The organism is Parolsenella catena (assembly GCF_003966955.1).
Taxonomy (GTDB): Bacteria; Actinomycetota; Coriobacteriia; order Coriobacteriales; family Atopobiaceae; genus Parolsenella; species Parolsenella catena.
In genome coordinates, this window is the sequence record NZ_AP019367.1 from 166,400 (window position 1) to 177,424 (window position 11,025).

An 11,025-nucleotide genomic window follows, 5' to 3' on the forward strand; every position below is an offset into this window, starting at 1 on the left:
TAGAGTCTTAACGAGAGCAAACCAGGCGCAACCCGCGCCGATTGAGAAGGAGCAACCATGCCCCAGATGAACATGCAGCAGATGATGAAGCAGGCGCGCAAGATGCAGGAGCAGCTCGCTGCCGCGCAGGACAAGCTCAAGGACGTCGAGGTCTCCGCCTCCACGGGCGGCGGCATGGTCAAGGTCGTCGCCACGGGCGAGATGCAGATCAAGTCCATCGAGATCAGCCCCGACGCCTGCGACCCCGAGGACGTCGAGATGCTCCAGGACATGGTCCTCGCCGCCGTCAACGACGCGCTCTCGAGCGCCCAGGAGGCGGCCAACACGCAGATGAGCGCCGCCGCGGGCCTTGGCAACATGAACATCCCGGGCCTGTTCTAGCCCATGCCCTACGACCAGCTTGGCGCCGGTGGCTCCCTTGGCGGAGCCCCGGCGCCTTCTCGCAACGACGGCCGCGCCCTACGCCGTCTGCTCGATGAGCTGGGCAGGCTTCCGGGCATTGGCCCCAAGAGCGCCCAGCGCATCGCCTACCACATCCTCGGCTCGGACGCCGAGGAGGCCCGCCGCCTTGCCCAGGCGATTCTCGACGTCAAGCAGCAGGTCCACTTCTGCCCCGTCTGCTTCAGCTACGCCACGCGCGAGCGCTGCGACGTCTGCGAGGACCCGAGCCGCGACCAGGCGAGCATCTGCGTCGTCTCCGAGCCGCGAGACGTCACGGCGATCGAGCGGACGGGTGCCTTCCACGGCCTGTATCACGTGCTCGGCGGCGTCATCTCGCCCATGGACAAGATAGGGCCCGAGCAGCTCCACGTTCGCGAGCTGCTCTCGCGCCTGGCAGACGGCACGGTCACGGAGGTCATCCTCGCCACGAATCCAGACGTCGAGGGCGAGACGACCGCGACCTACCTCTCGCGCACGATCAAGCCGCTTGGCGTCCACGTGACGAGGCTCGCGAGCGGGCTTCCCGTGGGCGGGGACCTCGAGTACGCTGACGAGGTAACGCTCGGCAGGGCGATCGAGGCTCGCCGCGAGCTGTAGTATCGTTGCAGGCGCCGACGTTTCCGGCGCGCATGCGAGCCTGCGGCCCGCACGAATGGAAGGGGCCATGATGGCGAGATTCAAGCAACCTGCCGATGGGCAGCGACAAAACCCCGGCACGCAGTCGCGCCGCCCTGCCGCGCACGCGCGCCATGCGGCCCCGAGCGGGAGTTCCCAGGCCCTCCGCGAGCCTGCCCCGCGCGTCGAGACGCCCACGCGTGGCTCTCGCTTCGCCGATGCGTCGCGTGCCACGGCGGCCTCCCATAGCTTCCCGGCCCTCGGCAACACCTCCACGAGGCTTGTCGCCGGTCAGGTACCAACGTCCGTGAGCACCTCATCTCCCGACGACGCACCGCGTCCCATCAACGTCGACCCGGCGGTCACCGGGTCATTTAGCACGATCCGCGATGGCCAGGGGGCCGTCGTCACCACGCGCGAGACGGCCTCGGCGGCAGCGGGCGCGGCCCGCGAGGCCATGGGCTCCTCCGAGGCCGTCCGAGCGGGAGTTCGCCGCCGCAAGGCCGCGAGGCCCGCGCCGACCAGGGCGCCCAGGGGCGTCATCGCGGGAATCATCGTGGCCGTCATCGTCGTGATCGGACTCGCCACCTGTGCCGTGCGCTCGATTGTCGATCCCGCGCCATCTGGGGACGAGGCCCAGGCCGCGGCGGCCCAGACGAGCGTCGGCGCCAACGATGGCGGCATCTCCATCGCGGGGTCGTCCTACTCGACGCGCCAGGGGGACTCGGGCTGGGAGCTCGTGAAGGGCGAGGGGGACGATGCCACCGTGGTGGCCCAGCTGTCTGGCTCGCCCGTTGCCCTGTGCCTGCACGAGGGCACGCTGTTCGTCCCCGAGAACCTCTCGGACGGAACGTGGGACGTCATCTGCTATGTCGTGGCAGACGGCTCCACGCCTGCGCAGCTGCTCAACGGTGATGGCCAGCCCGTCGTCGGCTCGGGCGAGCTTTCCGCCGCCGAGCTAGATGGGGACAGCCTCGTCGTGACCGATGCGAGCGGCGCGCAGACGAGGCTTGCCCTCTCGTAATCTCGGTCAGCTACGGCTCCAAACATTTTTTCTTTGCGCCAGAAACGGCATCTCCCCAGGTAGATGCCGTTTTTTCTTCTCGATGACCCAAAAAATAAGCAATTTGCCAAAAAAAGTTTGAATTTGGGCTAGACAAAGGCCGCAATCTTCGGCATTATATTCCTCGCACCTGACACGGGGTATTAGCTCAGCTGGTTAGAGCGCCGGCCTGTCACGTCGGAGGTCGCGGGTTCGAGCCCCGCATATCCCGCCATTGGATGTCAGAGGGCCCTGGGAAACCGGGGCCCTTTTTGTTATCTCGGGGGCCCGTGCCCGCCACGTGCCCGCAAGCCTCGCGCCGCCCCATGTAGCCAATCCGCATGCGTGCCCTCGGCAAGCGAGGGGCCTCCCCACCCATTTGCTAGAATCTCGTGCGAACGAAGGCTAGCTGGCCGCGCCGCGGCCACTTTGGAGGATGGTTCGTGTCAGATTACGCGCAGCGAGAAGCGTACGCGCCCGCCCATGGCGAGGCGAGCCTTGCCGTGTTCGACTACGACGGCACCATCATGGATGGTCAGTCGGGCCAGCTCTTCTCCCTCTACCTGCTCAGGCACGGTCTCATCACGCGTCGCACGGCCCTGCGCCTGGGGTGGTGGGGCGTGCGCTACAAGCTGCACCTGCCCTATCGCCAGGACGAGTCCCGTGAGCTCATCTTCCGCGACCTCGCCCGTTACGACCACGACGAGGTCATGCGCATCATGCGCGACTTCTACGCGGAGCTTCTCGCGCCCCGCACGCGCGCTGACGCCAAGGCAGAGATCGAGCGCTGCCAAGCGGACGGCATGACGTGCGTCCTTGTCTCGGCCACGTTCTTCGAGATGGCGCGCGTTGCCGCCGAGGAGCTCGGCATTGAGGGCGTTGCCGCCACCCATATGGAGCTTGACGAGCGCGGGCGCTTCACCGGACGTGTCGAGGGCGAGGTCGTTGCCGGCGAGGGCAAGGTGCGCGCCGTGTGCCGCTGGGCCAACGAGGCTATCGGGGAGGGCACCTGGCACATCGCGCGCGCCTATGGCGACCACTTCACCGACGAGCCCCTGCTCGAGCTTGCTGACGAGCCGTGCGCCGTGTGTCCGGGTAGCACGCTCTCCCGCATCGCCCGCCGCCGCGGGTGGCGCATCGCGCGCTGGAGCTAGCCCATGGACCGCACCAGTGAGGACCTTGATGCCTTTCGCGCCCGCGTCTACCTGCGCGGTCGCGAGCTGTACCGCGACCTTCCCTGGAGGCGCACGCGCGATGCGTACGCCATCTGGGTCTCCGAGGCGATGCTGCAGCAGACACAGGTCTCGCGCGTCGACGGCCGCTGGCAACGCTGGCTCGAGCGCTTCCCGAGCATGGCCGCGCTTGCCGCCGCGAGCTCGGCGGACGTGCTCGACGAGTGGCAGGGGCTCGGTTACAACCGCAGGGCGCTCGCGCTGTGGCGAGCCGCCGGCCAAATCGTCTCCGAGCACGACGGACGGATGCCCATCGAGGAGCGCGACCTGAGGGCGCTTCCCGGCATAGGGCCCGCGACGGCCGCCGGCATCCGGGCGTTTGCCTACGACCTGCCCGGCGTCTATCTCGAGACGAACGTGCGCACCGTGTTCCTTCACGAGCTGTTTCCCGGCGAGCAGGACGTGCCAGACTCCGCCCTGCGCCCGCTCGTGGCCGAGGCATGTCCCGAGCACGCGCTCTCCGTGGCGGGTGCGGATGCGCCCGCCACGCCTCGCAGCTGGTACTATGCCCTGCTCGACTACGGATACCACCTCAAGCAGACGCTGCCCAACCCGTCTCGTCGCTCTCGCTCGCATGTCCGGCAGTCGCGCTTCGAGGGGTCGCACCGGCAAAAGCGGGCTGCCGTCGTGCGCCTGCTGCTCGACGCCCGCGCCACGGGCGAGGGCCTTTCACCCGCGGAGGCCGCCAGCGCGCTCACGGCGCTTGAGACGGCTGCCGGCCGCGATTCCGTGGACGAGGCATATGCCCGCGAGATTCTCGTCCAGCTCGAGCGCGAGGGCTTCTGCCACGAGCAGAGGGGCCGCTGGCTCGCCTAGCCGCACCGCATGCCGCTCCGCCATGCTCGGACGCCTGGCGCGCGGGTAGAAGGGCCATGACGGCCGCGTGCGGCGGCCGAGGTGCACGGGTGGCCCTCCCGGTGCCATCCCCGAGCAAAGGAGCAGTCATGGCAGTGGACTTCGAGAACTCTCAGACGCGCAAGAACCTCGAGGCGGCGTTCGCCGGCGAGTCGCAGGCGTCCGTGAAGTACGGCTACTACGCCAAGGCGGCCAAGAAGGAGGGCTACGTCCAGATCGGCAGCATCTTTGCCGAGACGGCCGGCAACGAGGCCGAGCATGCCAAGCTGTGGTTCAAGTACCTGCACGGCGGCGAGGTGCCCGACACCCTCGCCAACCTGCGCGATGCCGCCGCGGGCGAGAACTACGAGTGGGCCAGCATGTATCCCGCGTTTGCGAAGACTGCGCGCGAGGAGGGCTTCGAGGAGATCGCCGCGCGCTTCGAGGGCGTCGCTGCCATCGAGAAGTCCCACGAGGAGCGCTACCAGAAGCTCGCCGCGCGCGTTGAGGCCGGCGAGGTCTTCAGCCGCCCGGGCGTCAAGGTGTGGAAGTGCTCCAACTGCGGCCACCTGCACGTTGGAGAGTCTGCGCCCAAGGTCTGCCCCGTCTGCCTGCATCCGCAGGCCTACTTCGAGCAGCAGGTCGTCAACTACTAGCCGCTCGCGGCGCTTGCGAAAAACGCGAGCGCTGCAAACGAGTCACTTATGGTGCTTCTCGAGGCCTGAAAGTGACTCGTTTGCAGCGCTCGGCAGCCCGCTGTCGCGCCCCGCAGCTGACACAAAACCTCCCGTTTACCGAACCTTTTCCAATGTTGCCTTTACCGGACAAGTTGTGGGCATACAGTGGAGACGCACCGGCTCGAAATGAGCGGACGCCATATATTCGCAGCTTAGGTTGCTGCCAAAAGAAGGCGTCTGGTGCGGCACCCAGGGGAGGGGGAGTCACATGGGAAATACCAGGCCCGCTGGCGCAACGAGCGCCGGCGCGCTCGACATCACGAACGACGACCTGTATCTCATGGGCGCTGGCACGTGGTACCGCAGCTACGAGAAGATGGGCGCCCATCCCTGCGAGCGGGATGGGCGCGCTGGCTATCGCTTTGCCGTGTGGGCCCCGGACGTGCGCAGCGTCCACGTCGTTGGCGACTTTAACGGCTGGGATGCCCAGGCAGACCCGCTCGAGCCGCTGCTCACGAGCGGCGTCTGGTGCGGCTTCGTGGCCGGCGTCAGGCCGGGGGAGCTGTACAAGTACGTCATCGAGACCGACTCCGGCGAGCTGCTGTACAAGGCGGACCCCTATGCGTTCACGAGCGAGCTCGCACCCGGCACCGCCTCGGTGACAGCCGCCGAGCCTGCCTATGCCTGGCATGACGACGCCTGGCTGGCCGCGCGCGCCGAGACGGACCACATGCACGCGCCCCTCAACATCTACGAGGTCCACCTCGGCAGCTGGCGCCGCCACGGCGACGAGCCGCAGGGCAAGCCCCGCGAGGACGGCACGTGGCCCGGCCCCATGGACGAGTTCCCGGCCCAGCGCGGCCGCTACTACTCCTACGACGACCTCGCGGCCGAGCTCGTGCCCTATGCCAAGAGGATGGGCTACACCCACATCGAGATGCTGCCCGTCATGGAGCATCCCTTCGATGGCTCGTGGGGCTACCAGGTCACGGGCTACTTTGCGCCCACGTCTCGCTTTGGCGAGCCCGAGGGGCTCATGCGCCTCATCGATGCCTGCCACGAGGCGGGCCTCGGTGTCATTCTCGACTGGGTGCCCGGCGGCTTCTGCGCAGACGCCCAGGGCCTGGCCATGTTCAACGGCCACATGCTCTACGAGCGCGAGATTCACCCCAACTGGGGCACGCACAAGTTCGACTTCGCCCGCGGCGAGGTCCGCAGCTTCCTCGTCTCCAACGCCCTGTACTGGCTCGACCGCTTCCACGCGGACGGCATCCGCATGGACGGTGTCTCGAGCATGCTCTATCTCAACTTCGGCATCGACAACCCCGCCGAGAAGCGCCTGAACGAGAAGGGCACCGAGGAGGACCTCGACGCCTCGGCCTTCATCCGCCAGGTAAACACGGCGGTTGCCGAGTACTGCCCCGGCGTCGTGATGATGGCCGAGGAGTCCACGGCCTGGCCGCTCGTCACCTACCCGCCCGAGGACGGCGGCCTGGGGTTCCACTACAAGTGGGACATGGGCTGGATGAACGACACGCTGCACTACCTGCAGACCGACTTCCCCTGGCGCCCCGGCAACCACGGCATGCTCACGTTCTCGATGATGTACGCGTTCAACGAGAACTTCATCCTGCCGCTCTCGCATGACGAGGTGGTCCACGGCAAGTGCTCGCTCATCACGCGTCAGCCCGGCGACCAGTGGCGCCAGTTCGCGGGCCTGCGCACGCTCGCCTTCTACCAGATGACGCATCCGGGCGGCAAGCTCAACTTCATGGGCAACGAGATAGGCCAGTACATCGAGTGGCGCTACTACGAGTCCATCCAGTGGTTCCTCGCCGAGCGGTTCGAGCCCCACGCCAAGCACCAGCACTACATCGAGGCGCTCAACAACCTTTACCTGGCCGAGCCCGCCCTGTGGCGCGAGTCCTACGACTGGAGTGGTTTCGAGTGGCTCTCCGCGGACGACTCCGAGCACTCGATCGTCTCGTTCGTGCGCCGCGGCGACGGCCCAGACGAGGAGCTCGTCATCGTCATCAACTTCGACGTCAACTTCCGCCCGAGCTGGCGCGTGCCCGTGCCGCGCGAGGGTGACTACGTGGAGATCTTCAACTCCGACGCCGAGGAGTTCGGTGGCTCCGGCCAGCGAAACGCCGGCGTGCTCTCGAGCCGCCCGGAGGACTGCGACGGACGCGAGAACTCCCTGATCATGAACGTGCCGCCACTCGGTGGCGCCATCCTGCGCCGCACCGGACCCACGAGCTACGTGGCGCCCGCGCCTGCCGAGAAGGCGGCGCTGCCGCGTCCGACCGCCCAGCCCTCCTCGCGCAAGCCTCGCGCCACGCGCGCCAAGAAGGTCACGGCCAAGCCGCTCGTTGCCGGCGAGGGCGGCCCCCTGCCCAAGAAGGGGAGCAAGAAGAAGCGCAAGCGCGCAAAGGGGAGGGCCTAGCGCAAGCGGGCCCGGAAACGCGCGAAGCATAGGCGACGCGCCGTCGCCACACGACCACAAGGAGCCATGCGTATGATCGACCACATCTTCGAGAACCCCGAGGCGTTCGCCCACGAGTACCGAGCCACGCTCGAGGCGCTCGTCGGCAAGGACTTCAGGGACTGTAGCGCCCAGGACCAGTATCAGGCGCTTGCCCAACTCATCGCCCGCAAGGCCAACCGCGAGTTCGCCACCTCGGACTCCGAGAACAAGAAGAGCGACAAGAAGAAGATCTACTACTTCTGCCTCGAGTTCCTCCTGGGGCCTCTGCTCGACAACTATCTGCTCAACTACGGCGTTCGCGACACCGTGAAGCAGGGCCTGGCAGACATGGGCATAGACCTGGAGGAGCTCATTGCCCAGGAGGGCGACCCGGGCCTGGGCAACGGCGGCCTGGGGCGCCTGGCCGCGTGCTTCCTGGACTCCATGGCCGCCGAGGGCATCCTGGGCTTTGGCAACGGCATGCGCTACCACTACGGCCTGTTCAAGCAGAAGATCGTTGACGGCCGCCAGGTCGAGGTCACGGACAACTGGCTGGACAAGGGCTATCCCTGGGAGACCAAGCACCCGGAGAGCAGCGTGCTCGTGCGCTTTGGCGGCGAGGTCGTGCGCCACGAGGACGAGCAGGGCCACTACTGGTTCACCCAGGAGGGCGGCGAGCTCGTGAAGGCCGTGCCCTATGACGTGCCCATCGTGGGCTACGGCGGCAAGAGCGTGAACCGTCTGCGCCTGTGGAGCGCCGAACCCGCGCACGAGGACTTTGACCTGGACGCCTTCAACGCCGGCGACTACGCTAAGGCCGCCAAGTTCCGCACGGACGCCGAGGCAATCTCTGAGATCCTGTATCCCAACGATGCCGGCGAGCACGGCCGCATCCTGCGCCTCAAGCAGGAGTACCTGTTCGTGGCCGCGGGGCTTGCCTCCATCATCCGCAACTACAAGTACGACCACGCCGATGCCGGTTGGGAGCGCTTCCCGGACTTCGTGGGCATCCACACCAACGACACGCACCCCGCTATGTGCGGCGCCGAGCTCATGCGCCTGCTCGTGGACGAGGAGGGCCTGGACTGGGACGCCGCGTGGGACATCACCACGCGCACCATCTCCTACACCAACCACACGGTTCTTCCCGAGGCGCTCGAGAAGTGGCCCATCGAGACGTTCCGCCGCCTGTTGCCGCGCCTGTACATGTACGTGGACGAGATCAACCGCCGCTACGTCGAGTCCTTCCCGCGCGACATCGACAACTGGCAGGAGAAGCTGCGCAACACCGCCATCCTGTGGGACGGCCAGGTGCGCATGGCCAACCTCTCGGTCATCTGCAGCCACAGCGTCAACGGCGTGGCCGCGCTGCACACCGAGATTCTCAAGCGCGAGACGCTTCATGACTTCTACGAGCTTGCGCCCGAGAAGTTCAACAACAAGACGAACGGCATATCGCCGCGCCGCTTCCTGGGCAACTCCAACCCGAGCCTGTCCGCCCTCATCACGTCCAAGATCGGCAACGGCTGGCTTGCGGACGCCGACGAGCTCTCCAAGCTCTCCGCCTACTACGACGACGCCGAGTTCCTCGACGCGATGAGCGCCTCCAAGCGCGAGAACAAGGTGCGCCTCGCCAAGTACGTCCTGGAGCAGACCGGCGTGGAGATCGACCCCGACTCCATCTTTGACGTGCAGGTGAAGCGCTTCCACGCCTACAAGCGCCAGCTGCTCAACATCTTCAAGGTCATGAGCATCTACAACCGCATGCTCGACGACCCGAGCTACAAGCCGCACAAGACGACGTTCATCATCTCGGGCAAGGCGGCGAGCGCCTACACGTTCGCCAAGGAGGTCATCCGCCTCATCAACTCGGTGGCAGACGTCATCAACAACGACGAGCGCGTGAACGACTACATCAAGGTGGCGTTCATTCCCAACTTCGCCGTCTCGAACGCCCAGCTCATCTACCCCGCGGCCGACATCTCCGAGCAGATCAGCACCGCCGGCAAGGAGGCGAGCGGCACCTCGAACATGAAGCTCATGATGAACGGTGCCATCACGCTGGGCACGCTCGACGGCGCCAACGTGGAGATCGCCGAGCTCGCGGGCATGGAGAACGAGAAGATCTTTGGCCTCAAGGTCGATCAGATCGAGGCCATGCGTGCCCGCGGCGACTACTTTGCCTGGGATGTCGTCAACGCCGACCCCAACGGCATCGGCCGTTGCGTGCGCCAGCTCACGGACGGCACGTTTGCGGGGCTGTCGGGCAACTTCAACCAGATCTACGACGAGCTCATGGGCAACAACGACTACGACCTCGTCATCGCCGACTTCGCGAGCTACGTGCAGGCGTGGGAGGAGCTCACGACCTCCTATGACGACCAGCGCTCTTGGCAGCGCCGCGCCCTGCACAACATCGCCAACTCCGGCCACTTCTCGAGCGACCGCACGATCAGGGAGTACGCCACCGACATCTGGGGGCTCAACTAGCACGCGCCCTGGCGCCGTCCCCGCGGCGGCGCCGGGGTGCGAACGACACACGCCAACTCGGCAAGAAGGGGGAAGGACATGAGCAAGAAGGAAAGCATCGCGATGCTGCTTGCTGGCGGCCAGGGAAGCAGGCTGCTCGCGCTCACGCGCAACATCGCAAAGCCCGCGGTCTCATTCGGGGGCAAGTACCGAATCATCGACTTCGCGCTCTCCAACTGCGCAAACTCGGGTATCGACACGGTGGGCGTGCTCACGCAGTACCGCCCGTACCTGCTGCACTCCTACATCGGCACTGGTGAGGCATGGAACCTCGACTCCCGTGACGGCGGCGTCTCCATCCTGCCGCCGTACGCCACCGAGGCGGGCGGCAACTGGTACGCCGGCACGGCCGACGCCATCTATCAGAACATCGGCTACATCGAGAGCTACGACCCCAAGTACGTCGTCATCCTGTCCGGCGACCACCTGTACCGCATGGACTACAGCAAGATGGTCGAGAGCCACATCGCCAACAACGCGGACCTCACCATCTCGGTCATGCCGGTGGCCTGGGCCGAGGCCTCGCGCTTTGGCATCATCACCAAGAACGACGACGACTCCGTGGCGAAGTTCACCGAGAAGCCCAACAAGCCCGACTCCAACCTCGCCTCGATGGGCATCTACGTCTTCAGCACCGACATCCTCATCCGCGCCCTCAAGGAGGACGCGCTCGACGCCACGTCCGAGCACGATTTTGGCAAGAACATCATTCCGAAGCTCCTCGAGGAGCAGGCTCGCATCTTCTGCTACGAGTTCCACGGCTTCTGGCGCGACGTCGGCACGATCTCGAGCTACCACGAGACGTCCATGGACCTTCTCGGGCCCAACCCGGAGTTCGACCTGTTCGGCAAGGAGTTCCCGTTCATGACGAACGCTCCGGTGCGCCCGCCGCACTACGTGGGCCCCGATGCCGTCGTCGAGGACGCCATCATCGCCAACGGCTGCAAGGTCAACGGAACGGTGCGCCACTCGATCCTGTCCACAGACGCCGTCGTGGAGTCCCGAGCCGTCGTCGAGGACTCCGTGCTGTTCCCGGGTGCCGTCGTCAAGGAGGGGGCGCACGTGGCCCGCGCCATCCTCGGCGAGCATGCGGTCGTCGAGGCGGGCGTTGAGCTCGGTAGCGTTGACGTCACGAAGGACACGGCTGTCATCGGCGACGACGTCGTCGTTGGAAAGGGGGAGGAGTAG

General features: G+C 66.4%; 9 protein-coding genes and 1 tRNA gene. All 10 read left to right on the forward strand.

The annotated features are described in order from the left end of the window. Window positions 1-57 precede the first annotated feature (57 nt). The 10 genes from Pcatena_RS00735 to Pcatena_RS00780 all read left to right on the forward strand — a co-directional run bounded on the left by Pcatena_RS00735 (window position 58) and on the right by Pcatena_RS00780 (window position 11,025). Entirely contained in the window at window positions 58-381 is a 324-nt protein-coding gene (locus Pcatena_RS00735; RefSeq protein WP_126420745.1) for a YbaB/EbfC family nucleoid-associated protein, read from the forward strand. Between the two features lie 3 nt (window positions 382-384). After that, entirely contained in the window at window positions 385-1,038 is a 654-nt protein-coding gene (recR, locus tag Pcatena_RS00740) for a recombination mediator RecR (protein WP_126420747.1), read from the forward strand. Between the two features lie 67 nt (window positions 1,039-1,105). Beyond that, on the forward strand, window positions 1,106-2,080 hold the full coding sequence (locus Pcatena_RS00745) for a hypothetical protein (RefSeq protein WP_172596330.1): 975 nt from the start codon (window positions 1,106-1,108) through the stop codon (window positions 2,078-2,080). Window positions 2,081-2,256: 176 nt separating this feature from the next. After that, window positions 2,257-2,333: transfer RNA gene (locus tag Pcatena_RS00750), tRNA-Asp, on the forward strand. A gap of 208 nt (window positions 2,334-2,541) precedes the next feature. Further along, window positions 2,542-3,252: an HAD family hydrolase gene (locus Pcatena_RS00755; protein ID WP_232619857.1), complete on the forward strand. Its 711-nt coding sequence runs from the start codon at window positions 2,542-2,544 to the stop codon at window positions 3,250-3,252. A gap of 3 nt (window positions 3,253-3,255) precedes the next feature. Then, on the forward strand, window positions 3,256-4,146 hold the full coding sequence (locus tag Pcatena_RS00760; RefSeq protein WP_126420751.1) for an HhH-GPD family protein: 891 nt from the start codon (window positions 3,256-3,258) through the stop codon (window positions 4,144-4,146). Between the two features lie 128 nt (window positions 4,147-4,274). Further along, complete coding sequence (gene rbr, locus Pcatena_RS00765; protein WP_172596331.1) at window positions 4,275-4,820, forward strand: rubrerythrin; 546 nt, start codon at window positions 4,275-4,277, stop codon at window positions 4,818-4,820. A gap of 289 nt (window positions 4,821-5,109) precedes the next feature. Then, window positions 5,110-7,287: a 1,4-alpha-glucan branching protein GlgB gene (gene glgB, locus Pcatena_RS00770; protein WP_126420753.1), complete on the forward strand. Its 2,178-nt coding sequence runs from the start codon at window positions 5,110-5,112 to the stop codon at window positions 7,285-7,287. A gap of 72 nt (window positions 7,288-7,359) precedes the next feature. Continuing rightward, window positions 7,360-9,798: a glycogen/starch/alpha-glucan phosphorylase gene (locus Pcatena_RS00775; RefSeq protein WP_232619858.1), complete on the forward strand. Its 2,439-nt coding sequence runs from the start codon at window positions 7,360-7,362 to the stop codon at window positions 9,796-9,798. Between the two features lie 78 nt (window positions 9,799-9,876). Beyond that, window positions 9,877-11,025, forward strand: a complete 1,149-nt coding sequence (locus Pcatena_RS00780) for a glucose-1-phosphate adenylyltransferase (protein ID WP_126420754.1) — start codon at window positions 9,877-9,879, stop codon at window positions 11,023-11,025.